The following is a 24771-nucleotide window of genomic DNA, read 5'->3' as shown; positions in this document are numbered from 1 at the left end:
CTCAGGAGACGTTGCGAACTACCGAGTCGCCGAACGACGGTTGCTGCAGCAGTGCCCACTTGTTGGACGTCAATCGGAAACTCGGCATGTCGGCGAGCGCCACCACCGATTCCCAGGTTCGCTCGTAGCTCGTGTGGGAGATTCGCCATTCACCGTCGCTGCAGCGGGTGTATCTGTCGTGATAGAAGGCCGATCCGCGAAGAAGCATGCCGTCTTCGGGGATCACCACAGTGTCCGCGAGGCACCAGATCCCGGTTGCGGTGTCTCCATCGACGTCGATCTCGGGTTGCCCGCACTGATGTTCGGTGATGACGTGTGATCCGAGGGTGTTCTCGAGGAAGGAGACGAACGAATCTCGGGAATCGAAACTGAGTTGTTCTCCGTAGATCGCGGTGGCGTCGACGGTCAGAGTGTCGGCAAATTCGACCCACGATTTGGTGTCCAAGGCGCGTGCGTATCGGTACTTGAGTCTTTGGATGAGAACAATCGCTTCGAGATCCATGATCCCCGCCTCCCGGTGCAGCAACCACCCGTCCTATGTGTGCACATTAGCCTGTATCACGCCGAAACGGGCATTACTCTCAAAGCTAGTAGAAATGTCAGCCGATAACACGCTTTTCCAGGCCGTCGAGCATGATCGTGATCTTCTCGTCCAACCAACCTCGCCCGTGCCACGTCGATTCGTCGCCGATCCCCTCGACCAACGACTCCGACGCATTCCAACTCTCCTGATACGCCTGGCGCGCAGAACGCGAATCCGCGGAGCTCACGGTCTTGTCCATCGCCGCCATCATTGCGAACTGCGTCATGGTCACCTCGGAGATGAAGTCCACCGCCAGGACCGCGTCATGTGGTGTGAAACCCTGCGCAGTCAACGAACCGACCAGTTTCTCCACGATCTCGATTATCGCCGGTGGCGTGCCCGGAACTGCGAGACCGACCTGGGCTAGACCTGGATAGCGCTCGAACGAGGACCACAGAACGTCGCACAAATCCTTCAGAAACTCACGCCACGGACGATCCGTGTCCGGCCATACAGTCTGACGCACAACGTGATCCGCGCAAGCCCGCAGCAGCGCTTCACGGTCCGCGAAGTAGCGATAAAGTGCAGAATGACTGACGCCCAGACGTTTTGCCACACTCGGCATGGTCAATTCACTCAGATCACCAGCCAGGGCGGCCTCGACGATGTCCACTGTCGACAACGTCGGCGGCCGCCCCGTCTTCTTTCCGGTTTGCATTCTGCTCAGCCTGCCACCTGCTCAGCCCGCTACCAACCGCCATCCCGACGCACGGTGGCGCTGGTTCCAGAACGCGGCGTAGTTCCCACCGGCTGCGAGCAGAACTTCGTGGGTTCCCACTTCGACGATCGATCCGTCGTCACCGAGCACGATGATCTGGTCTGCGGCCACGACGGTCGACAGTTTGTGAGCGATCACGAGCAGTGTGCTTTCATTGGCGAGTTCCTGCATCGCACGCTGTACATGGGCCTCGTTCTCGGGATCGAGCGCGGCCGTCGCCTCGTCGAGCAGAACGATAGGCGCGCGTTTGAGGAGTGCGCGCGCGATGGAGACCCGCTGCCGCTCTCCACCGGACAGTGCCGTCCCGCCCTCACCGACGCGGGTGTCCCAACCCCGCGGAAGTCGCTCGACGATTTCCGCGACGCCCGCGATCCGAGCCACGTCGAAGACCTCATCGTCCGTGGCTTCGGGGCGACCGAGGCGGATGTTCGCGATCAACGTGTCGTCGAAGAGGTACACGTCCTGGAAAACCAAGGACAACTGCGACATCAGATCGGCACTCGTGAGGTCCCGCACATCGACGCCGCCGACACGTACCACCCCCGAGTCGACGTCGTAGAAGCGCGAGATCAGCCGAGTGACGGTGGTTTTGCCAGACCCTGACGGACCGACCAACGCCGTCAGCGACTTCCGCGGCACCTCGAAGGAGATGTCCCGCAGCACCTGCCCACCGTCCGCGTAGCCGAAGTCGACGGCGTCGAACTGCACGGCCGTCTCCCCCGTCGGCTGCCCGCTGGTATCGGGTTCTACCAATGGTTCCACTTCGAGGATCTCGGACATCCGACGGATTTCGTTGCGTGCCATTCTGATTGCACCGCCGAACTCGCCGATCTCACCCAGCGGCTGGATGAACCGTGCGGTCAGGCCGAGTAGCGCGATCAACGTGACAGGGTCGATGTCGCCGCCGAGCGCGAGGAATGCACCCAGGATGATCACTGCAGAGAAGACGAATTGCAGGGCGATCCCGTTGACCACGGACCCGATCACCACGAACCACAGTTGTGAACGACCCGCAGTGTGTTGCGCTTCGATCGCGTCGTCGAGCGGTTCGTACACCCCGTGTGTGCGTCCGAAAGCACGCAGGACCGGTTGGCAACGAGCGTATTCGAGCACTCGATTGTTCGATTCGACGGCTGCGGCATGTGCCCGATCGTCGGCCTTGGCAGTCATCGTCGAGGCAAATCTTGCTGCCGCGAACAGAATCGGAACGCTGACCATCAGTGCCAACCCGAGCCGCCAGTCGAAGAACAGCATGCACACGACAATGGTTGCCGGGCTGGCAATTCCGGAGATGATCGGTGTCATCAGGTGCGCAGCCGCCCCCATCACCGAGATGGTGCCCTTGCTGGCAACCTGCGATACCTGGCCGAGTCGGCCGGCACCGAACCAGCCGAGCGGCAGAGTGACGAGATGATCTCCCAGGCGCAGATGCATAGTCCTCAGCAGCGTGAGGGCCGACTCGAATCCCTTCATCGCCTGCAGGTAATGCGCAATCGAACTGATCACGGCGCACACGGCCATTGCGGCGAGCCACCGAAGGAAACTGCCCCAGTCCTGATCGAACAGTGCCTGCACCGCCGGGACCAGTAGCGCCACTGCCAAACCTTGCATCACGCCGTACAACACTGCCCACACCAAGAACTCGCGATAGCGGCCCTGATTCTGCGGGCCGAGTATCCGGAAGAGGTCGCGAATCATGAGTTGGCCTTTCCTGCTGCGTCAGACGTACCAGCGATGCTGTCGGCCCGACTGTGACTCGCCCACATCCGGGCATAGGTTGAACCACTCGCCACAAGCTGATCGTGTGTGCCCTTCTCCACGATCCGTCCGGCGTCGAGAACCACGATCTGATCGGCGCTCACGATCGAAGCCAACCGGTGCGCGATCACCAGCACGGTGCGCCCCACCGTCAAGCGCGACAACGCCTCCTGGATATCGGCTTCGGACTCCGGATCGGCGAAAGCGGTTGCTTCGTCGAGCACGAGAACAGGAGTGTCCGCGAGAATCGCACGCGCAATGGAGACCCTTTGGGCTTCACCACCCGAGAATCTGGCGTCGACCCCGACCACGGAGTCGTAGCCTCTCGGGAGCGCTTCGATTCGGTTGTCGATCTGCGCGGCTGCGGCAGCGGCCTTCACCTCGGCCGAAGTCGCCTGCGGTCGGGCAAGCCGAATGTTGTCGAGCACGGTCGCTTCGACCAGCTGCACGTCCTGCAGAACGAATCCGACGTGGCGGTACAGCTCGTCGGTCGCCACGTCCCTGACGTCGGCACCACCGATGGCCACGGATCCGGCACGCACGTCGTGGAACCTCGGAACCAGCGTTGCCAGCGTCGACTTACCCGAACCCGAAGGTCCGACCAACGCCGTCACCGTGCCCTCCGGCAGCGTCAGATCGATGTCGGTCAGAACGTCGGCGCCGTCGTCGTAGGCGAAAGAAACTCCGGAGAATCGAACTTCATTCCCCGCGGGACTTTTCGGATGATCGGTTTCCGGCAGCGCCTCGGTCGAGAACAGCGCAATCAGTCGCGCCGCAGCGGCGGCTGCCTCTCGGCGAGCCTGCATACCGAAACCGATGGTCGTCACCGACACCGGAATCACCATCGCGACAAGAGAACTGGTCAGCACATCGATGGGTGACACCCATCCGGAGTGGACGAACCACGAGCCGAGGCCAAGGTTGACCACCAGCACTACCGGTGCGCTCAATGCAATCGAGGCCAGCGCCTCGGTCCGGAGCATCGGGCGAACCCAGCCCTCGTACGAGAGTGCAAATGCCTTGGCGGCGTCGCGGTACCGGGAGTGTGACTGCTTGTCCTGACCGAAGGTCTTGACCACTGCGATACCGGTGACGAACTCGACGATGGTGTTGCTGATGGCCGCGATGCCCTCATTCATCCGGCTCATCTTGACGGCCATGTCCTTGGTCATCATCGCGTAGGCGATCATGTAGATCGGGAGCGTGGCAATCGCGACCAATCCCAGACGCCAGTCGATCGAGATCACGTAGCCGAGTCCGACGAGCGGCACTGCGATGGCTCCGGTGGTCTCGACGGCGCTGTGCGCAACCAGGTAATGGAGATCGGAGATGTCGTTCTGCGCGGCTTTGCGCACGGTTCCGGACGAGTGGGAGGTGAACCAGCCCAAGGGAAGTCGACCGAGAGTCGCTGCGATTCGACGCCGCAGCACCGCCTGCAGATTCACATCGGCGAAGTGCGTCACGATCAACGCACCGCCTCCGAAGAACGCACGCATACCCAGACCGAAGACGACCACCCACACGATCGTCCAGACACGGGACGAGTCGACGTCACCGCCCACGATCAGCGTCTTACCCAGTTCGGCGATGGCCACGTACGGCACGATGGCGGCGACCGCGGCGATCACCTGCATCACCATCGCGATGGTGGTCCGCGTGCGCACTGGAGCAAGGAGTTCGCGAAGCGCGCTCTTGTGCTCCGCCGCTTCAGCTTTGGCTTGCGAGGCTTCGGCCGCCGCTCCTTGTGATACGTCGGCCTCTTCAGATGAAATGTCTGCTTTCGTGGCCTGTGTCGTCGTCATTTCGAGAACGCCTTCCATCGGGTAACTGCGTCGGATGCGATGCGTCCTTGGAGCTCCGCGCCGGTGAGTGTGCGATCGGCAAGTGCCTCGAGGTCTTCGAGGATCCAGTAGACCGCGAAGGGATAACTGCCGAAACAGAGTTCGCCGCTGACGTCTGCCGTGCGCCCGGCCTGCACCGCAGGGATCTCGTTGAACAACGGATTTGCGTGTACCAGTGCGCCGTCGTAGATGTTTTCCGAGGTCACGACCATCGCGTCCGCCGCGTGCTGCCCGACCTCCTCGCCCGACACCGAAGACGTGGCAACACCTGTGTTCGGTCCGATCTTCGCGTCGAGTTCGGCTTGTGGACGCCTGAAACCGGCTTCCTCGATGATCGAGGACATCGGCGACTGTGGGATGACGGTGTAGATGCCGCCGGAGAATTCCACCAGCACGGACAACGTCTGCGGTTGCGCCTCGACCGTTCCGGATACTTCGGCAAATTTGGTCTCGAGCCTCGACACGATTTCGCGAGCTTCGGACTCTCGACCCAGAGCAGTCGCCGCGGTATTCAGAACTTCGCGCCACGGCGCCGCATAGGCGAGCACCGTCGTCGGGGCAATCTCGTTGGCCTGAGCCGTGATCGACGTCAGCGACCCGACGTCACTGAGCAGGATTCTGTCAGGATCGACTGCTGCGATCTGTTCGACGTCGGGTGACTCGAAGAACGTCGGTTTGTCGATGACCTCTACGCCCTCGCTCTGCAAGATCTCCTTCGCCGCCTGTGATTGCAGGGTGGCAAAGACCGTATCGGGCTTGACCCCGAGCGTGAGCGCGTTGAGTGCTGCGAACTCGTCCAGTGCGCCCCACTGCTGCCGCATCCTTCTCTCCCCGCTTTAGTTACACACTGTCTCGATTAGGGGAGCCTACAATAACTCAGGCCGTTTGTGCAGCCCTCGTCACCGGAAGTGCAAACGCCGGCAGACACGCGACAACACTGATGACTGCGCCCATCACGAACGCCGCCCCGAACGAATCACCGGAAATACCGATCGCCAGGACTGCTGTGGTCACCGGCGCACCCACCGCCGATCCCACGGTCCTGATCACGCTGTTGACACCACTGGCCGCTGCCATCTCCGATGGCGGGACGATCGAAGCAACCAACAGAGCACAGACCGCGAACCCCACGCCGTTCCCCAACCCGACGAGGGAGAAGAACAGCACGATCGCAACCACCGAACTCGGCCAGATTGCAAGTCCGATCGCGCCCGTCGCCATGAGTGCCAGCGCTGTCACCGCCGGTACTCGCGGCCCGTATCGCCGCGCGAGAGCCGGCGTCAAACGCCCGCCGAGAAAGACGAGTACAGCGGCAGGCAAGAGCGCCAACCCGGTCTGCACGACAGTGAATCCGCTTCCGTACGTGGACGTGTCCGGCGCCTGGAGGATCCGCGGCAGGCAGAGGTAAAAGATGTACGGCACGAATCCGAACACCAGAGTGAGTGCGCTGGTGATCATCATCGGCTTGTCCCGAAAGACTCGCATGTCGACAATCGGCGCGTCGTGGCGGGAATCGACGGCAATCAGTGTCGCGAACGAAACTAACGCGATCACAACCAGACCCCAGAATCCGAGCGACAGAACTCCCCAGTCGGAGGCTTTGGTGATCGCCAGGAGCAGGCTCACCAACCCGAACGCCAGTGCTCCGGCACCGGCCCAGTCCGTCGGCATACCCGGCCGGCGATGCGAACCCGGAACCACGGCCACCACCGCGACCAATGCGAGCACGATCAAGATCCCGGTGATCACGAACAACCACTGCCAACTGAGATACTCGAGAATGACACCGCCGATCACCAGTGCACTTCCGGCACCGATTCCCAAAGTCCCAGCGAGCCAACCTATCCCCGAAGACAACTCGGCGCCCACTACCGTTCTCCGCAGCACTGCCATCGCGAGCGGGAAGCTCGCCATACTCACTCCCTGGACGGCCCGAACGACGAGCAGCACCCCGATGTTCGGCGCTGCCGCGGCGGCGAATGTGGCGAGGGCAAAGATGATCAGAACGATCACCAGAACTCGCTTGTCGCCGAACCGGTCACCCATTGCCCCGACGATCGGAGCCATCACCGCGGCCGCCAACAGATAGGACGTAAGAATCCACCCGGTCACCGCCACGGACGTGTCGAAATGCTCACCCAACACCGGCAACGCCGGTACCAGCATGGTCTGCATGAGCGAGTAGACGAGTACCGCTCCAGCCAGGGCTGCGATCACCCGGCTCCCGGATCGCGTGGGCGCCTCTGCCAAGGTCGTCATCGACACCTTCCTCCAATCATGAATCGAATCGGAACGGAACACTCCGTTCCGATTGAGTAAACCACGCATTGCTAGCCTGTGGGAATGGCGAAAGAGAATGCGAGCCTCCCCGGACGCGCCCGAGAAGCCGCAGACAACGACGTCACCGTGCTGCGAGCAGCGCGCGAGATTTTTGCCGAACAGGGTTGGAATGCACCGGTATCGGCGATTGCCGCACGGGCCGGAGTGGGCGTCGGCAGCATCTATCGCCGATACCGAGGCAAGGAGGAACTGGCGCAATCCCTGCGCGTCTGGGCGATCGATCACCTCGCCACCCTTGCCCGAGAGTGCGTGAGCACCGCGAAAACCGATGAAGCCGTATTGAAGACGTTCTTCTCGCGATATCTCACCGAATCGGTGGGACCGCTCATTCCGGTCCTCGGCGGCAGGTTGCCTGAACACGCCGAAGTCACTCGTGCCGCCGAAGAATTGGAGGCCGCCTTGCAATCCATGGTCGACGTCTGCGTCGACGCTCGCGAAGTCCCGCCCGGCTTCACTGCTGCAGACGTCATGCTCATGACAGTGCATCTGCGGCCGACTCTGCCGATCGAGGGCGATCGAGCCACCGAAATACACACGCGTTATCTCGATTTCATGCTCGACGGACTTCGTGGCGGAACACCTCAACCGTCGATCACTCCCCCATCCTGGAGCGAATGGCTTCAGATGTGGCAGGGCGCCTGACCCGGAGAACACCCGAACGGAACATCAGGTTAGGCTTACCTAGCTTAGTTCGCCATGTTCGGAAGGTTTTCATGAAACTCACCCGCCGGTTCGCCGGATTCGCCGCACTACCCGCCGTCGCCGCACTCCTGCTCACCGGTTGCGGAAGTAGCGACGCATCACCTTCTACCGAGACCAGGTCCGCCGACCAGTCCTGGAGTTACACAACGGGATACGGAAACACGATCACCCTCGATCACGCCCCGGAGCGGATCGTCGTCGACGCGTATTCCGCTGCTGCGCTGTGGGACTACGGTATTCGGCCGGTCGGCATCTTCGGTTACGGCGTCGGCAATCCCGACGTCACCGATCATGCCGACGAGTCGACCATGACGGTCGTCGGCCGTGAAGGCGAACTCAGCGCGGAAGCACTTGCGGCACTGGACCCCGACCTCGTCATCGGGTACGGCAACAGCGACGACCCGACGCGATGGACTTGGTGGGACGAGCCGATGGGCAACACCGTCAACAATGTTGCACCGTTTGTCGGCGTCAAGTTCTCCGGAGCCTCGACACCGGACGTGTTGAGCGAATACGCCTCACTCGCCGAAGCTCTCGGCGGGAACACCGACACAGCCGCAGCACGCGAGGGCAAGGAAGCATTCGAATCCGGTGCAGAGCGAATCCGAACTGCCGCGGCCAAGTTCGACGACATCGAAGTCCTCGCCCTGAACGGTGACAGCTCCGAGTTGTACGCAGGCACAACGGCGCTCGCCCAGTTCGGCTATCTGAAGGAACTCGGTGTGAAGTTCACCGGACCGGGAGGCGACAAAGGCTGGGCCGATCTAAGCTGGGAGCAGGTGCCGGATTACCCGGCGGACATCGTGTTCCAGTTCGCGAAGTCGGCAGAAGCATTCGCAGCATCACCCGTGTTCGTCAAGCTGCCCGCGGTGACCGCGAACCAGGTGATCGACTTCGACGACAAGCGTCCCAACACCTACGCCAATTACGGCGCCTGGTTCGAGCAGGTTGCACAACTACTCGACCAGGCCCGCAACGTCGCCTGAATTACTGCCCAGCAGTGATTCGCCCGGCCGCTTCCTCGAGAACGTCGAGGAAGATGGCCGCGGTGAGCGCAAATCCTTGGTTGTATCGCGCGTCGCTGGTCAACACGTTGCCCGCTTGAACTGCAGGCAACCGCTGCCACGTCGGCTGCGACTTGATCGCGTCGAGCGCTTCCTGATCGCGAGCTTGGGCGATGATCACATCCGCCGGAGCCAAGGTGTCGAGTTGCTCGAACGACAACTCGAACGAGTTCTCTGCATTGTCGTCGTCACGGAAAAGCACGTCCAGGCCGGCATCGATTGCAACACTGATCCGCAGATTCCGCTGATGCACAAGGAATCCGGTCGGCGTCTGAACACCCAACACGATCTTCTTTCCGCCCAGCTTCTCCTGCAACATGGGTCGCAGTCTCGCGAGCTTGTCGTCGTACTCCGCGATGGAAGCCTCGGCGATTGCCACACGGTCGAGTTGGCTCGCCTGCGCCATCAGCGCACCTCGCCAGTCGACCGGGTGTCCGGCGATCGGTTCGACGTCGTCGCCGACCACCAACAGTGGCGCGATCGAAGACAAGCGCTCGGTGCCGTACCAGTCACTCGTGTAACCGATCGCAGTGATCACGATCAGATCGGGTTCGAGAGCGAGCAGAGCCTCGAAATTGGTGGAGAAATCGCCGGCTACGTTGACGAAGCTCGCGTCCTCGATGGTGCGGCCGGGAAACTGGAATCCTGCCTTGGCATCGGGGAACCAGAAGTTCCCCGAACCGACGATCGGGTAGTCCATCATCATCGCGAATTCGAGGTCGACGCGTCCGTCCAGCACCACAACGCGCTTGGGGTCGCGCGGAACGTCGCCGCTGAACTCGCCCCACGTGTACGGGAGAGTGTCACTGGCCGAGTCCGACTCGGCATCGGAAGTTCCACACGCACTCAGCGCCAGTGCTGCAGCCACACCGGCTGCGCCACCGAAGAATCGGCGCCGTGAAATGCGGTCGACGATCTGAGCCCACTCCGAATCGGTGACCTGCGTATCCAGGACGAGTGTCATACCTTTGCTCCTTCGATGTTTCGCTGACGCTCGCGTCCCAGCGGAATGACAAGTGGTGTGTGGGAAACCGGATCGTCGATGATGCGGCACGCCATGCCGAACACCTCCTGCACCAGTTCTTCGGTGATGATCTCCGCGGGCGGGCCTTCGGCGACCACGGCGCCGTCCTTCATCGCGATGATGTGAGTTCCGTAGCGGCACGCGTGATTGAGATCGTGAAGCACAGCCACCAGCGTGTGCCCGTCGTTCTCGTTCAGATCGCGGCACAACTCCAGAAGCTCGATCTGATGCGCAATGTCGAGGAACGTCGTCGGCTCGTCCAGCAGCACCAACGGAGTCTGCTGCGCGAGAACCATCGCGACCCAGACACGTTGGCGCTGACCACCGGACAGTTCGTCGACCGGCCTTGCCGACAGATCCGTGACCTTGGTTGCCTCCATCGCCTTGATGACGGCGGCCTCGTCCTCTCGCGACCACTGACGGATCAGCTTCTGATGCGGATAACGTCCTCGCGCAACCAGATCGGCGACCTTGATACCGTCCGGGGCGATCGACGTCTGCGGCAGAAGCCCGAGCCGCCTCGCAACTTCCTTGGCCGGGTACGACGTGATCGCTTTGCCGTCGAGAAGAACCTTGCCGGTGGTCGGCTTGAGCAACCGGGACAACGCACGCAGAAGTGTCGACTTGCCGCAGGCGTTGGGACCGACGATGACGGTGAAGCCACCGTCGGGGATCTCGACGTCGAGGTGCTCCGAGATGACGCGCTTGTCGTACCCGATCGTGACGTCCTCGGCGCGAAGCCGATTCGTCTTCTCAGCCACGACGCCCGCCGCACTTGCCTCGTTCACGCTGTTCCTCGTTCCTTCACCGATCACTGCTTACGGGCCTCTCGCGCGAGAAGCCATACAAAATAGATGCCACCGATGGAGACCGTGACGACGCCGACCGGCAACTGTGTCGGTGCAAAAGCTCGCTGCGCCACCCAGTCGCTGACCATCAACAACGCGCCACCCATTGCTGCCGACGGCAGCAGGGTCACTCCGGCACTACCGGTCAATCGCCTCACCAATTGCGGAGCCGCCAGCGAGACGAACCCGATCGGTCCGGCCGCTGCTGTCACCATGGCCGTCAGAGCGACTCCGAGAACAACCAGGGAAAGCCGCGTGGGTTCGGCCCGGACGCCGAGCGCCTTGGCGGCGTCGTCGCCCATCTCGAGCATCTGCATCCGCCTGCCCAACACCAGGATCAGCGGAACGAGGATGGCCAGCACGACGACCACCGGCCACACCTGAGTCCAGCCGAGACCGTTCAACGAACCGGCACCCCACACTGCGGCGGCCATGGCGTCGTCAAGTTTCGCCTTGAGAATCATCCAGGTGTTGACCGAGCCCAACATCGCGCTGATGGCGATACCGACGATGATCAACCGGAATCCCTGCACACCACGCTTGTACGCAAGGAGGTAAACCACTGCTGCGGTCGCGATTCCGCCCACCAGAGCACCGACTGCGATCTCGTAGTAAGTACCACCGATGAGGAGGATGACCACAAGAGCGCCCGTGTACGCACCGGAGTTGAAGCCGATGATGTCTGGGCTACCCAACGGGTTCCTGGTGAGCGATTGGAAGATCGCACCGCTCATGCCGAGTGCCGCACCGAGCATCAGCGCCAACAGAACTCGGGGCAGACGCCATTCCACGACGACCATGTGGATACGCGCGGGCGCTTCGCCGAACAGTGCGCCGAGGACGTCCCCGATCGGCACCTGGTAGTCACCACTACCGAGGGCGATGACACCGATCGCCAGTGCAAGCGCAACGAGGATGAGGCAGACCGTGACCGTGCGGACGTCGATCCGCGCGGACCACCCTTCTTTGGGTGAGCGCACCACCGTGGTGGGGCGCCCGAAATCGATGCTCACAGACCGCTCACCTTGCTTCGACGCACCAGCATGATCAGCACCGGAGCTCCGATGAATGCCGTGACGATGCCGACCTGAAGTTCACCCGGGCGCAGCACGATTCGGCCGACGACGTCGGAGAAGAGAAGAAGAATCGGCGAGCACACCAATGTGTACGGGAGAATCCATCGCTGATCCGGTCCGACGAACCATCTCGCGACGTGCGGAACCATCAAACCGACGAATCCGATCGGGCCGGCCGCCGCTGTCGCTGCGCCACACAGCAAGGTCACCGCGATGACACCGAGGATACGAGTACGAGTGATGTTGGCACCGAGCGAACGTGCCAGATCGTCACCCAAGGCCACCGCGTTGAGTTGGCGCGCCAACGCGAGCGCCAGGAAGAGTCCGATGAGAATGAAGGGGGCAACGGCCAGAACGATTTCCAACGAACGTCCGCTGAGTGAGCCGGCATTCCACTGGCGCATCTGGTCGAAGGCGGTCGGGTTGAGCAAGGTGATGCCGGACGAGATGCCGCCGAGCACGGAGCCGATGGCAACACCGGCCAGCGTCAGCCGAATGGGCGTCGCACCACCTCGGCCGATCGAGCCCAGCGTGTAGACGATCGCCGTGGCTATCACCGCTCCGAGGAACGCGAACCAGATGTACGACCAGATGCTGGTCAGGCCGAAGACCGCGACGGCGACAACCATCGCAAAGCCTGCTCCGGCATTGACACCGAGAATTCCGGGGTCAGCCAAGGGATTTCGTGTCATCGCCTGGATGAGGCCACCGGCCACGCCGAGCGCCATGCCGACTATCAGACCGAGCAGAGTACGCGGCAGCCGCAGGTCACGGATGATCACGTGATCGTTCGAGTCGTCGTAGTTCACCAGCGCGTCGATCACGGTCCCGAACGGAATGGTCTTCGATCCCACCGCGATACTCAGAAGGAGCACGGCGGCGAGCACCACCAGGCACACCAGAAGACCCGCCATACGACGAGAGTTGGTCGATACCAGGCCGTCCGGTTGCTTTTGCTTCTCTTGCAGCGACTCGTCGATCAGTTCTTCGGTGTGTTTGTCGACGGCTCTCTCGTCAGCCGCACTCTGGTCGACGGCACTCTTGTCTAATCCAACGGTCACAAGCCGGCGCTCTCTAGAGTCTTCTCGACCTCGTCGCGGATCTCTTCCTCGTCGCGGTCCGATTCCCAGGCCGCATCGAGTGCCGCGCGGACACTCTCGTCGAGGGCCTCGTACTTCGCGTTCCAGACCTCGGCCTTGTACGTCCAGTAGCCGATGACCTTGTACTGCTCACCCGGCAACTTCAGTTCGTGGCGAAGGTACTTGCGGATGTCACGGAGCATCGTGCTCTCGCCTGCAACCCACACGTATCCGAGTTCGGTGGGCAGGTTCATCGCGCGAACCGCGTCCGGCAGCTTCGACGGTGCAACACCGTTGCCACTGCCGACCAGCCAGATGAACTCGACGTCGGCGTCCGAGGTGATCTGCTGCTTGTGCGACTCGTCCACCACCTCGACGATCGCCTTGGCCGACATACCGGCCGGCAACTGTTCGATCAAACGACCGAGTGCGGGGAGTCCGGTTGCGTCGGCGACGAACACCTGCCAGCGTGCGTCGGCCGGCGGCTCGTAGAGGCCACGAGACTCGCCGATCGCCAACTTGTCACCGATCTCGGCTTTCTGCGCCCAGTCGCTGGCGATTCCGCCCTCGTGAACGACGAAGTCGATTGTCATTCGGCTGGTTTCGGCATCGAACCGTCGCACGGTGTACGGCTGGCACGGGGATGGTTCCTCGCCCTCCGGGTACCGCCAACCGCGCGGTGCGTCCGGATCTTCCGCCGGTAGAACGAACTCGCCTGTAGCCGGGACCGGGAAGTGGAGGCGCAGGTATTCGTCACCGGTACCGGTGGTTTCGAAGGCGGTCAGCTCCTCCCCTCCGAACACGATACGAACCATTCCCGGGGTCACGTACTCCTTGTGAAGTACCTCGCCGAACACAAGACTCACAACAATCTCCAACATCGATGGAACATGAACCGGACCCGAACACGAGGATCAAATCCGACTTCCGGACATAGTTAACCCGCGCTAAGTAAGGTAGACCTTAATTTATTGCAGTGTTGTCGATGAGTCGATGCCTTCTCAGCTGCAACGGGGCCAACTACTATCGCAATTCGGCCAACGCAATACATATGGCCTGTTCACGACAAGTATTGGCACCGGTGTGACTTCTGACTACCGCCCACGATCCCTAGCGTGGACCCAGTGCCTTCGACACCACTTCTTTCGGCCGAGACAAACGGTCCCCCAACCGGCCCGGCGATCACGCCGCGCCAGGTAATCACTCGCGCGATCGCTTCCGAAGGTCGCGGAGCCAAGCTGGCGGCGGCGTCCGTCGGCTTCACCGGCCACCAGGTCGCGGAAGCGTTGGTGCCGGTAGTGATCGGTGCGGTGATCGACCGTGCTGTCGCGACCAGCGATGCCGCCGCACTCGGAAAGTGGATCCTCGTTCTCGGAATTCTCTTCACCGGCTTGTTGCTCAGTTGGCGCTTCGCTGCACGCATCTCCGATTCCGTCACCGAGCACGGTGCACATCGCTTGCGGATGGACATCGCGCGCCGAGGCCTCGATCCGCACGGCATGTCGCCGCGGCGCATGCCTGGCGAGGTCTACTCGATTGCAACATCCGACGCGGGTTCGGTGGCCGGATTCACCCACACGCTGAGCACCAAGCTCGCCGCGGCTTGCGGAGTGCTGACCGCCGCGATCTCGCTGCTGGTGATTTCGGTGCCACTCGGCCTGCTCGTCATCCTCGGCACTCCCCCGGTGCTGGCTCTCATGCAGTTGGTCAGTCGGCCGCTCGAACGCCGAGCCGAAACCGATCAATGGCAGGGCGCCAAGGCCGGTGCCCTGGCCGCAGATCTGCTCTCCGGACTCCGAATCCTCTCCGGCATCGGCGCCGGAGATGCTGCAGCGCAGCGGTATCGGGGAGCCAGCCGGACTTCGTTGGAAGCAACCCTTCGCGCACAGAGATACCAAGCGATGTACTCCGCCGCCAATGTTGCGATCGCCGGCGCTTTCCTCGCTGTCATCGCGTACGTGGGTGGACGGATGGCAGCGTCCGGGAGCATCTCGGTCGGTGAATTCGTTGCCGTGGTTGGTCTGGCACAGTTCCTTCGCGGTCCGTTGATCGACATCATCTACTTCGGCGCCGGCCTGGCACGGGCGCGTGCTTCCGCCAACCGCGTCGCAGCACTTCTCGGGACCACCGAGGCTGTGACTCCCGCGGGTGAACCTGTGCCCCTGAATCACTCCGAGTTCCTGACGCTGCGCGACGTCGTGTTGGCCGGAGCGTCACCAGTCGATCTCGACGTCAAACGCGGCGAGATCATCGGCATCGTCACCGAGAATGCCGCATGGGCGGATGCGTTGGTCGACGCACTGGCGCGTCGAATCGAGCCTTCGAGCGGAACAATTCATCTCGGCGACAACGCCATTCACGAGCTGCACATCGACGAACTTCGCACTCACGTTCTGGCAGCACCGCACGACGCGGCACTGTTCATCGGCACAGTCGGCGACAACATCGACGCCCTCGCACCGATCGGTCGCCGCAACGACGAGGCCATCGCCGCTGCCGCCGCAGATCAAGTGATCTCGGCACTGCCGCTCGGCCTCGCCACCCGAGTCACCGAGCAAGGGAATTCTTTGTCCGGCGGACAGCGTCAGCGCATCGCGTTGGCGAGGGCACTGGCGAGCGAAGCGCCCGTCCTGGTGCTGCACGATCCCACCACTGCCGTCGACTCCGTCACCGAAGCGCGCATTGCTCGCGGGATCGCCGAGGTACGCGGGGCGCACGCCACAATACTCCTGACCAGCAGCCCCGTGCTGCTCGATATCTGCGATCGGGTGATCGAGCTGTGAACGAACTACTCCCCACCGCAACACCGAAACAAGCTCGCCGCGCGGCACTTCGGTTGATGGGACCCCACCGGATTTCCGCGATCGCAGCAGTCGTCACCCTGACCGCCGCGACCGCGATCGGTCTGCTCACACCGCTGGTCCTCGGCGCCATGGTCGACGCCGTGACCGACGGAGACGGCGACGCTGTCTCTCGCATCGGCACACTGACTCTCGCGTTGGTCGGCATCGCGGTTGCCTCATCCCTTCTCGTCGGAGTGAGCAACTACCTGCTTGCCGGTGTCGGTGAACGTGTTGTCGCCGACCTGCGCGAAGAAGTTGTCGTCCGGGTTCTCGATCTTCCCCAGAGCGACGTCGAACGCGCCGGGCGCGGAGACCTGGTCTCCCGCATCACCGGCGACGTGCGGTTGGTGACTCGGGCCGTATCCGAAGCACTTCCGGTTTTTGCCACCGCGGCACTGACCATCGTGTTGACGCTGATCGGATTGGGTAGCCTCGATTGGAGATTCGCCGTCGCCGCGGTGATCGCGGCACCCATCCAGATCCAGGCACTGCGCTGGTACCTCTCGAGGTCGGCACCGGTCTATCGCGAGGAGCGAGAGGCGGAAGGTGCACGTGCGCAACAGCTCCTGGACTCGCTGAGCAACTCCGACACCGTCGGATCGCTTCGCCTGGCCCAGCCGCATCTCGAACAGATCGAATCTCGATCGATGGCCGCCGTCCGCCTGAGCTTGTTGACCACGCGTCTACGCACCAGGTTCTTCGGCCGGCTCAACATCGCGGAGTTCATCGGCCTGTCCGCTGTGCTGATCACCGGCTTCTGGCTGGTGAAGGACGGTCAGATCAGCATCGGCGCCGCCACCGCCGCAGCCCTGTTCTTCCACCGCCTCTTCGATCCGGTGGGCGCGGTTCTCAGCGTGTTCGACGAATTGCAGGAAGGCACAATCGCGTTGGCTCGCCTGGTCGGAGTCACCCTTGCGCCCGTGCCATCCGCACCGACCGATCCGCAGGAACCTGTCGACAGCTCGGCGTCTTTGGAACGCGTCACATTCTCGTACCGAAGCGGCGACGCTCCTGTTCTGCGAGACATCGACATCACCCTTCCGGCAGGAACCGTCACGGCACTCGTCGGCGCTACCGGAGCCGGAAAATCGACAGTCGCAAAGCTGGTCGCGGGGACCTACGAACCGACCGAAGGCGTCGTGAAGATCGGGACGGTGCCCCGGAACGAACTGCCACCGTCGACCTCTCGGAGCGCGGTGGCCCTCGTGACTCAGGAGGTCCACGTCTTTGCCGGCACGTTGGCCGACGATCTGCGGCTGGCCGACCCGTCGGCAACCGACAGCGACATCATCGCAGCGCTCGATACCGTCGGCGCCTCCGATTGGCTGCGGGCACTCCCGGACGGACTCGAAACCGTCGTCGGAGACGGTGGACACCGGCTGACCGCAACACAGGCCCAACAACTTGCGTTGGCAAGAATCGAATTGTTGGATCCGCCGCTGCTGATTCTCGACGAGGCGACCGCCGAAGCGGGCAGCGCCGGAGCCAAGGTCCTCGACGATGCCGCTCTGGCTCTGACCCGGGGTCGCACTGCTGTCACAGTGGCACACCGACTCTCACAGGCCGTCGACGCCGATCAGATCCTGGTGATGGACGACGGCCGTGTCGTCGAGCACGGCTCTCACGACGAGTTGGTCAACCTCGGGGGTCGGTACGCGGAACTGTGGGAAGCGTGGTCCGCGCCGCGGCGTTGACCGCGACGGTTGCACCGGGCACTTCCGCCCGGTGCAACCCAACTCAAGCGTGCAGGAGATACGGCACCGATTCGGGAGCCACGCTCCCCTTGTTCATCATGCTGCCGGGTGTCCGGCCGGTGACCCGGCGGAACACTGCGACAAAAGCACTCGGAGTTTCGTATCCGACCCGCCTACTGACAACCGAAACCGGCACGCCAGCAGCCAGGTACGTCAGTGCTGCGCGGACTCGAACCTGAATTCTCCACTGCGCAAAGGTCATTCCCGTACCCTGAGCGAACACACGCGTCAGCGTACGGACGCTACCGCCGGCCGTCAGCGCCCATTCGGACAGCGACCGCTGGTCTGCCGGATTGGCGACCAACGCTTCGGCAACGAACAACGCTCGCGGATCGGTCGGCATCGGAACCTCCACCGCAGCAACTTCGAGCGGCTGCAACATGTCGAAGGCCACCCGCTCGGCGCGACTGCGCGCCTCGTCGGGCATGTTCCGCCGATGCATGTGCAGGAGTACCTCACGCAGGAGAGCGCTGACACCGAACAAGCCCGGAACACCCGACGGCGCGGCGTGCGCCTCAGGCCGGAAGTACGTGCAGAAGAACTCGGTACCTGGGCCCGCCTTCACGGCATGCAACGCACCGGCAGGCAGCCACAGTCCGGCCGAAGGCGGCACCTCCCAAGTGATGCCGTCGGCAACAACGGTGAGCATTCCACCGGAGTTTCCCCAGATCAGCTCATGTTCAGGATGACGATGCGGGGCCCACTGCCGCTGATGAGAGAGCTTCAGAGTCACCGTTGTCATCGAGTAGGGGTGATCGATGGAACGCGGCCCCACGGGCACCGAAATTCTCTCTGCCACAGCTGTCATGAAGACGAGTATAGGACTTTCGTTAGGCATACCTAAATAGGAACCCGAAAATTGTTGACTGTGACCCCAGAGTTACACATACCAGGGTCCCCGATATCGTGACTGCAACTCCCGGCTACGGGTCGGCAACGAGAGGTACATGATGGTTGACGCATCACGAATCCCGGTCATCGTCGGCGTCGGCGATCTGCGCTGGAATCCTGCCGACGGGCACCGCGAACCTCTTGACTTGATTCACGACGCCACCGTCGCCGCATTGAACGACAGTGGACGCGCTGAGCTGGGAACACAGATCGATTCCGTGTTCGCGATCAAGACGGTCAGCTGGTCGTACGACGATCTCCCCGGGCTGCTTGCCTCACGATTAGGCGCGACCCCCACTGTCACCTCTACCTCGCCGATCGGTGGCCACTGGCCGGCGGCACTCCTCGATCGGATCGGCGCGGCCATCGCTCGCGGTGAATCCTCGGCTGCTCTGCTCGTGGGCGGCGAATCGCACGCCAGCAGCACCGCGCTGCGAAAGTCCGGAGTCGCTCCCGACTCGATCGGGTGGACCGCTGCGCCCGGTGGGCCTCCCGGATTCGATCCGGCCGACCTGGGAAGCCCTGAAATGCAGCGCGCCGGTTTCATCGTGCCGACGCGCGTCTACCCGCTCTTCGAGAACTGTTTCAGTGCTTCCGAGGGCCACGGCGGCCGCGAATCGCTCGCCTGGTCCGCGAAGATGTACGCCGCATTCTCGGAACTGGCATCGAAGAATCCCGCCTCCTGGACGTCGGAGATCCGATCGGCAGACGAGATCGGCACCGTCGGACCTGGCAATCGGATGGTCTCCGAGCCGTACCCGCTGATGCTCAACGCCATGCCCTTCGTCAATCAGGCTGCGGCCGTTGTCGTCTGCTCGTTGTCGACGGCCCGCGAGTTCGGGATCGATGAAAGCAAACTGGTGTACCTCTGGGGCGGCGCTGGTGCGAGTGATCCGTTGGACATCCTCAGCCGCAACAGCTTCGACAGCTCGGCCGCGATGCATGACGCCGTACATCGCGCACTCGATGGTGCCGGAGTCGGCGCCGACGCACTCGACATCGTCGATGCCTACAGCTGCTTCCCGATCGTGCCCAAGCTGTTGATCCGCGAACTCGGACTTCCCGATACCGCGATCCCAAGCGTCACCGGAGGTCACTCGTTCTTCGGCGGACCGCTCAACAGCTACACCCTGCATTCCGTCGCTGAAGTCACCAGGCGAATTCGCGAGGGCGCGAACCTTGCCCTCGTCCACGCCAACGGTGGATTCCTCACATACCAGCACTGCGTACTGCTGTCGGCCGCCGCTCATGCCGACGGGTACGTCGGTGATCCCGACGCGCGCGCTTTGACCGCGGAGCCTCCGGAACTGATCACCGATTACCAGGGCACTGCGGAAATCGTCACTGCCTCTGTCGAATACGGTCGCACTGGCGAACCTGAGATCGGGTTCGTGATTGCAACAACGCCGGACGGCGGCCGTGTCGCCGGTCACACCGGTCCCGAGAATGCCGCCGAACTGACCCAGCTTCGCGGTGACAACCCGGCGGCGATCGGGCGGACCGTTCATATCAGCGACGAGAACGGGAAGCTCACGCTCACGTTCTGACGGTCGACAGCCGTGAGCACCGGGGCATGTTTGTGCCCCGGCGCTCACGTCTTCAGTTGTCGCGATTCACGCCGCGGTGGGCGGACTGTTCCCGCCGATCGGATGCTGGTGCGGATCGATCGACATCGGCGGGTAGAACACCGTCTTCCGATCCGGGCCGATCTCGACCCGCCACTCCGTGTGATGCATCGTCCGATGATGATGACCGCACAACAAGACCAGGTTGTCGAGATCCGTTGGGCCACCATCGTTCCAGTGAACAATATGGTGAGCATCGCACCACCCCGACGGAGTCCCACACCCCGGGAACGCACACCCACCATCCCGAACCGCCAACGCCCGCCGCTGCGGCACCGTCGCTGTTCTTACTTCCTTACCGCAGTCGAGCGGAACACCGTTCTCATCCAACAAGATCCGCGTCACGGTGCAGTCGCACGCCAGCATCCGGGCAGTGTCGAGGCTGATCGAACCCACCCAATCCGTCCACGCGAACCCCAACTCCTCAGTGGACGGCAGGAGGTCTTTCAGAACTTTAAGGTCCGTCATGTCCTTGGCCGACGCGGTCACCGTGATGTGTGGTTTCACTCCGCCTTCGATCGGACCCAACCCCGCCCGCTCATACCGGCGCAACAATTCACAAAACCCGTCCGCACGCCGTAATGCCGGAGTACGCGTGTCCTTGACACCGTCCTTCTCCGGCGTCGGCGCCGACAAACTCGACAACAACGTGATCAGACGGGCCCCGTTCACAGCATCCAAGTCGCCCTTCACCGTCACTCTGCCGTACAGGCCTTTAGAGGCGTAGAACTCGTTACGTTCGGAATCCTCGCCGACCGGGACGCCATCCTCGCGTTTTCCGTACTGCTTCTCGATCCTCCGGATCGCTGCCCGCACCGCATCACAATCCGCAATGTTCTTCGATGCCAGATCAAGCAGAATCCCGCGGGCCTTGTCCACGTCCGCCAGGGTCATGTTCTTGGGCGGATGCTGACAAAACGACGCCACCTGACGGGCTTTCAACGCATCAACGTCACCACGATGAAACGCATCCGCCACAACAGGTTCGAGCATCAACAACCGCGCCAACCCGACCAGCAGACTGCACTCACCGATCTCGAGATTCGTCGAACCATGCAACCACTGCGCGATCGCCCGAAAACCCTTCCCACCGAGAACCTCCCGGGAAAACATCTCCACGATCAGCAACACCAACCGCGACTGCAACTCGTGCCGGGCACGCACCAGATCCAGAACCTCACCCTTGAGGCCCTCACCATCCAGCTGCCATGCTTCCCGACTATCCATACCGAAAGTTTAATCGAACATATTTTCGATAGCCAGAGACAAAGCGGACAACTTCGGGAACATGAAGACTCGAGACCTGTTGAAGTACATCAACATTCACCTAGTCGTCCAATATCACGCGATAGAAGACATACCCCGCAAAACACACAATCGCAACAACACACAGCACGAGCAGGATGTCGAAAAAGACGGGCCGGATTGGGTTTCGAGCCTGGTCGATGAGAGGCGTCGAAGACGAGGCAGGCGTGCCACACGGCAGCGCACGGCACTACTTCGCAAATCAACGTGGACTGATAGTCGAGGTGGTGCGACACCTTCTGGACGGCGATCTTCCTCGCCCAGGCGAGACGCCGAAGCAACAAGTGGCCCGGTGGCTGGGGCCTGAATCCGGCCGCACCCGGCCGCGTTACGAACTGATCATCGCGTCATTCCACGATCCCGACCTCGCAGTGGAACTGGTGCGTGGTCGGGATCGGTTTGTCGACATCTTGGTCGAACGCGGCATGACATCGTCCGATGCAACGGAGTTGGTCGCAGCACTGGACGGGATCGTGCTGGACGCACTGCTACGCGAGCAAGCACCGGAGAGTGTGGATCCAGAGCGAATCTTCAAGAAGTTCGGAGCGAAATTCCCCTAGCCGTCCAGCTCGGCGAACAGCTCCATCCACTGCTCCTCGGCGGCTTCCTTGTCCGCGATGACCTGCTTGAGTTCAGCCCCGAGCTTCTGCAGCTTGTCCGGGTCGGTGGCTGCGTCGGCGAGGGAAGCGTGCAGCTTCTTCTCGCGGTCGTCGAACTTCGCAATGGATCGCTCGAGCTTCGAAAGTTCCTTGCGTGCAGCGCGATCCGCGGCACCGTCGCGGACCTGCTTGCTCTTCGACGCACCACTCGCCGTCGAGGCCACCGACGGGTTGTCGCCGTCCCCCATCGCTGCGCGTCGACGCAGGTAGTCCTCGATACCACCCGGCAGGTTGGTGAGCTTGCGATCACCGAAGAGAGCCCAGGTGGTGTCACAGATGCGCTCGATCAGGTACCGGTCGTGCGAGATGACCACCATGGTGCCCGCCCAGCCGTCGAGCAGATCCTCGAGTTGCTGAAGCGTGTCGATGTCGAGATCGTTGGTGGGCTCGTCGAGAAGCAGAACGTTGGGCTCGGCCATGAGGACACGCGTCAACTGCAGACGGCGGCGCTCACCACCGGACAGATCGCCGACGGGGGTGCGCTGACGCGCCGGTGTGAAGCCTAGCCGCTCAGCCAGCTGACCGGCTGACACTTCCTTGTCCCCCAGCGTGATTCGCTCGGCTACGTCCTTGACCGCGTCGAGTACGCGCATGTCGGTCGGCAGATCGTCGAGTTCCTGCTTGAGCCAACCGATGTGGACGGTCTGCCCCTGAATGCGCTTGCCTGCTGCGGGCTCGAGTTCACCGGCCAGCGTCCGCAGCAGAGTCGTCTTGCCCGAGCCGTTGACACCGACCAGGCCTACACGCTCCCCCGGAGCGAGCCGCCAGGTCAGATCCTCGACGAGTACGCGGCCGTCCGGGGTCTCCAGACGCGCGTCTTCGAGTTCGATGACAACCTTGCCGAGTCGACGCTGGGCGAAGGACGCAAGTGCCACCGCGTCACGAGGTGCCGGAACGTCGGCGATCAAGGCCTCCGCGGCCTCGATGCGGTACTTCGGCTTCGATGTACGGGCCGGCGCACCGCGGCGCAGCCATGCGAGTTCCTTGCGCGCAAGGTTGCGTCGACGCTCTTCGGAAGCGTCGGCCTGACGCGAACGCTCGGCGCGGGCGAACACCCAGTCGTTGTAGCCACCCTCGTAGCTTTCGACGCCGCCACCGACAACCTCCCAGGTGCGGGTGGCGACGGTGTCGAGGAACCAGCGATCGTGGGTCACGACGACAAGCGCGCTGCGACGCGAGACGAGGTGCTCGGCCAACCACTGAACACCTTCGACGTCTAGGTGGTTGGTCGGCTCGTCGAGCACCAGCAGATCGAGGTCCTGAACCAGAGCCGCAGCGAGAGCCACGCGGCGACGCTCACCGCCGGACAAGCCGTCGACCTTGGCGTCCAATGCGGACCGCTCGCCGCCGGCGCCCAAGTTGTCGATGCCGATACCCGAGAGCACCGAACGAATGCGCGCGTCGCCGGCCCACTCGTGCTGAGCCACTCCGAGCGGCCCCAGGACCACTTCACCGACCGTGGAGCCGGGAGGCAACACACCGCGCTGCGTCACGACGGCCATGCGCAATCCGCCGACGCGGCTCACGCGTCCCGAATCCGGCTGCTCCACACCCGCGAGGACTTCGAGCATGGTCGTCTTGCCGCCACCGTTGAGGCCGACGACACCGATGCGCTCGCCTTCCTCCACGCCCAGGGAGACCCCGTCGAGCAACGGCTTGACGCCGAAAGACTTCGACACGTTTTCCAGATTGATCAGATTCGCCATCAGTGCTGTCCCTTTGCCGCATTGTCGAGTATTCGTGCTCCGGGAACGGGTCCGCTCGCCACGCGAACGGTGCGGCACACCCCCGCTCCCGCAAGTTCTGCGCTCACTTCCACCGCGGACTGTGCGTCGGCGCAGAGAAAGGCGCACGTCGGTCCGGAGCCGGAGACGATGCCGGCCAAAGCTCCGGCTTCGACACCCGCTCGCAGCGTCCGTCGTAGATCCGGGTTGAGTGAGAGTGCTGCCGCCTGCAGATCGTTTCCGAGCAGCGGAGCGAGCACATGAGGGTCACCGGTGGTGAGCGCGTGAATCAACTCGTCAGCGGTACCCAATCGATTCGGTGTGCCTTCGGCGCGAAGCTTGTCGAGTTCCCGGAAGACAACCGGCGTGCTCAAGCCTCCCTTGGCCAGCGCCAACACCCAGTGAAAGGTGCGGCGCGTCAAGACGGGGACAAGTTGTTCACCGCGACCGGTTCCGAGGGCAGTGCCACCGTGCAGCGAGAACGGAACGTCACTCCCGAGACGTGCCGCGAAGGCGTCGAGATCAGGCCGCGAGAAGTCGAGTTTCCACAACGAATTGAGCGCAACCAACGCGGCTGCCGCGTCGGCGCTCCCGCCGGCCATACCGCCTGCGACGGGAATGCCCTTCTCGATGACGATCTCGACATTCGGGGCCACGCCACCCTCGGCCGCCAGCATCTCGGCGGCACGCCACACGAGATTGGTGCGATCGGTCGGTACGGCCGCGGCGTCGTCGCCGATCACCCGCACGGTCAAGGTGTCCGCAGGCGCCACCGTGACGGTGTCTGCCAGCGACAATGCCTGAAAAACGGTCGCCAGTTCGTGATAGCCGTCGTCTCGCAGGTCCCCGACGGCAAGGTGGAGATTCACCTTGGACGGGGCCCGGACAACTACGGGGCGAGGAACGACGGAGAGCACAAGGAACAACAATAGGCGCT

Annotated in this window: 21 protein-coding genes; 6 read left to right on the top strand and 15 right to left on the bottom strand. The window is 62.8% G+C overall.

Features of this window, described 5'->3' with window-relative positions; genetic code table 11:
- Nucleotide 1: 1 nt before the first annotated feature.
- The 6 genes from AC2ETI_RS18020 to AC2ETI_RS17995 form a co-directional block, all read right to left on the bottom strand.
- On the bottom strand, nucleotides 2-502 hold the full coding sequence (locus tag AC2ETI_RS18020) for a nuclear transport factor 2 family protein (RefSeq protein WP_020970307.1): 501 nt from the start codon (nucleotides 500-502) through the stop codon (nucleotides 2-4).
- 97 nt (nucleotides 503-599) lie between these two features.
- Nucleotides 600-1241, bottom strand: coding sequence for a TetR/AcrR family transcriptional regulator (locus AC2ETI_RS18015; protein ID WP_020908585.1), 642 nt, complete (start codon nucleotides 1239-1241; stop codon nucleotides 600-602).
- Nucleotides 1242-1262: 21 nt separating this feature from the next.
- On the bottom strand, nucleotides 1263-2999 hold the full coding sequence (locus tag AC2ETI_RS18010) for an ABC transporter ATP-binding protein (protein WP_483634183.1): 1737 nt from the start codon (nucleotides 2997-2999) through the stop codon (nucleotides 1263-1265).
- Complete coding sequence (locus tag AC2ETI_RS18005; RefSeq protein WP_230091195.1) at nucleotides 2996-4861, bottom strand: ABC transporter ATP-binding protein; 1866 nt, start codon at nucleotides 4859-4861, stop codon at nucleotides 2996-2998. The genes AC2ETI_RS18010 and AC2ETI_RS18005 overlap by 4 nt, the downstream gene beginning before the upstream one ends.
- Nucleotides 4858-5721 (bottom strand): ABC transporter substrate-binding protein, encoded by an 864-nt coding sequence (locus tag AC2ETI_RS18000; protein ID WP_483634182.1) that lies wholly within the window; start codon nucleotides 5719-5721, stop codon nucleotides 4858-4860. Before AC2ETI_RS18000 ends, AC2ETI_RS18005 begins: the two co-directional genes overlap by 4 nt.
- Before the next feature lie 55 nt (nucleotides 5722-5776).
- The gene (locus tag AC2ETI_RS17995; protein ID WP_047890218.1) at nucleotides 5777-7159 is read right to left on the bottom strand and encodes an MFS transporter; all 1383 of its coding nucleotides are present in this window, start codon (nucleotides 7157-7159) and stop codon (nucleotides 5777-5779) included.
- Nucleotides 7160-7243: 84 nt separating this feature from the next.
- Here AC2ETI_RS17995 and AC2ETI_RS17990 point away from each other — a divergent pair, with 84 nt between their 5' ends.
- Nucleotides 7244-7882, top strand: a complete 639-nt coding sequence (locus tag AC2ETI_RS17990; RefSeq protein WP_047890214.1) for a TetR/AcrR family transcriptional regulator — start codon at nucleotides 7244-7246, stop codon at nucleotides 7880-7882.
- 71 nt (nucleotides 7883-7953) lie between these two features.
- Nucleotides 7954-8928, top strand: coding sequence for an ABC transporter substrate-binding protein (locus AC2ETI_RS17985; protein WP_279218103.1), 975 nt, complete (start codon nucleotides 7954-7956; stop codon nucleotides 8926-8928).
- A gap of 1 nt (nucleotide 8929) precedes the next feature.
- Here AC2ETI_RS17985 and AC2ETI_RS17980 read toward each other — a convergent pair whose 3' ends face one another.
- The 5 genes from AC2ETI_RS17980 to AC2ETI_RS17960 are packed head-to-tail and all read right to left on the bottom strand — an operon-like array spanning nucleotide 8930 to nucleotide 13899.
- Entirely contained in the window at nucleotides 8930-9970 is a 1041-nt protein-coding gene (locus tag AC2ETI_RS17980; RefSeq protein WP_029255904.1) for an ABC transporter substrate-binding protein, read from the bottom strand.
- On the bottom strand, nucleotides 9967-10818 hold the full coding sequence (locus AC2ETI_RS17975; protein ID WP_044479581.1) for an ABC transporter ATP-binding protein: 852 nt from the start codon (nucleotides 10816-10818) through the stop codon (nucleotides 9967-9969). The genes AC2ETI_RS17980 and AC2ETI_RS17975 overlap by 4 nt, the downstream gene beginning before the upstream one ends.
- A gap of 23 nt (nucleotides 10819-10841) precedes the next feature.
- Nucleotides 10842-11891, bottom strand: coding sequence for an iron-enterobactin ABC transporter permease (gene fepG, locus AC2ETI_RS17970; protein WP_019744683.1), 1050 nt, complete (start codon nucleotides 11889-11891; stop codon nucleotides 10842-10844).
- Nucleotides 11888-13015 carry a Fe(3+)-siderophore ABC transporter permease gene (locus tag AC2ETI_RS17965; protein WP_020970315.1) on the bottom strand — a complete coding sequence of 376 codons (1128 nt, stop codon included), beginning with the start codon at nucleotides 13013-13015 and terminating at the stop codon, nucleotides 11888-11890. Before AC2ETI_RS17965 ends, fepG begins: the two co-directional genes overlap by 4 nt.
- On the bottom strand, nucleotides 13012-13899 hold the full coding sequence (locus AC2ETI_RS17960) for a siderophore-interacting protein (RefSeq protein WP_020970316.1): 888 nt from the start codon (nucleotides 13897-13899) through the stop codon (nucleotides 13012-13014). The genes AC2ETI_RS17965 and AC2ETI_RS17960 overlap by 4 nt, the downstream gene beginning before the upstream one ends.
- Nucleotides 13900-14157: 258 nt before the next feature.
- Here AC2ETI_RS17960 and AC2ETI_RS17955 point away from each other — a divergent pair, with 258 nt between their 5' ends.
- A complete protein-coding gene (locus AC2ETI_RS17955; RefSeq protein WP_230091197.1) occupies nucleotides 14158-15816 on the top strand; it encodes an ABC transporter ATP-binding protein in 1659 nt (552 codons plus the stop codon).
- The gene (locus AC2ETI_RS17950; RefSeq protein ID WP_483634181.1) at nucleotides 15813-17570 is read left to right on the top strand and encodes an ABC transporter ATP-binding protein; all 1758 of its coding nucleotides are present in this window, start codon (nucleotides 15813-15815) and stop codon (nucleotides 17568-17570) included. Before AC2ETI_RS17955 ends, AC2ETI_RS17950 begins: the two co-directional genes overlap by 4 nt.
- Nucleotides 17571-17613: 43 nt before the next feature.
- On the opposite strand, the gene AC2ETI_RS17945 is transcribed toward AC2ETI_RS17950, so the two are convergent.
- The gene (locus tag AC2ETI_RS17945) at nucleotides 17614-18438 is read right to left on the bottom strand and encodes a helix-turn-helix domain-containing protein (RefSeq protein WP_003946247.1); all 825 of its coding nucleotides are present in this window, start codon (nucleotides 18436-18438) and stop codon (nucleotides 17614-17616) included.
- Nucleotides 18439-18577: 139 nt separating this feature from the next.
- Here AC2ETI_RS17945 and AC2ETI_RS17940 point away from each other — a divergent pair, with 139 nt between their 5' ends.
- Nucleotides 18578-20068, top strand: a complete 1491-nt coding sequence (locus AC2ETI_RS17940; RefSeq protein ID WP_047890208.1) for an acetyl-CoA acetyltransferase — start codon at nucleotides 18578-18580, stop codon at nucleotides 20066-20068.
- A gap of 66 nt (nucleotides 20069-20134) precedes the next feature.
- Here the strand turns inward: AC2ETI_RS17940 and AC2ETI_RS17935 are convergent, their stop codons facing one another.
- Nucleotides 20135-21373 carry an HNH endonuclease signature motif containing protein gene (locus AC2ETI_RS17935; RefSeq protein WP_483634180.1) on the bottom strand — a complete coding sequence of 413 codons (1239 nt, stop codon included), beginning with the start codon at nucleotides 21371-21373 and terminating at the stop codon, nucleotides 20135-20137.
- Nucleotides 21374-21591: 218 nt separating this feature from the next.
- Between AC2ETI_RS17935 and AC2ETI_RS17930 the strand changes: the two genes are divergently transcribed.
- A complete protein-coding gene (locus AC2ETI_RS17930; RefSeq protein ID WP_387402740.1) occupies nucleotides 21592-22011 on the top strand; it encodes a TetR/AcrR family transcriptional regulator in 420 nt (139 codons plus the stop codon).
- On the opposite strand, the gene AC2ETI_RS17925 is transcribed toward AC2ETI_RS17930, so the two are convergent.
- Together AC2ETI_RS17925 and AC2ETI_RS17920 are read right to left on the bottom strand one after the other, a co-directional pair.
- Nucleotides 22008-23816 carry an ABC-F family ATP-binding cassette domain-containing protein gene (locus tag AC2ETI_RS17925; RefSeq protein ID WP_003946255.1) on the bottom strand — a complete coding sequence of 603 codons (1809 nt, stop codon included), beginning with the start codon at nucleotides 23814-23816 and terminating at the stop codon, nucleotides 22008-22010. The two genes, AC2ETI_RS17930 and AC2ETI_RS17925, sit on opposite strands and share 4 nt — an antisense overlap.
- Nucleotides 23816-24751, bottom strand: coding sequence for a 4-(cytidine 5'-diphospho)-2-C-methyl-D-erythritol kinase (locus AC2ETI_RS17920; protein ID WP_283383931.1), 936 nt, complete (start codon nucleotides 24749-24751; stop codon nucleotides 23816-23818). The genes AC2ETI_RS17925 and AC2ETI_RS17920 overlap by 1 nt, the downstream gene beginning before the upstream one ends.
- Nucleotides 24752-24771: the final 20 nt, after the last annotated feature.

It is taken from the genome of Rhodococcus sp. MurmanLake-1 (genome assembly GCF_056945715.1).
Note: the sequence above shows the minus strand (reverse complement) of the source record. Positions and strands in the feature narration are given on the sequence as shown.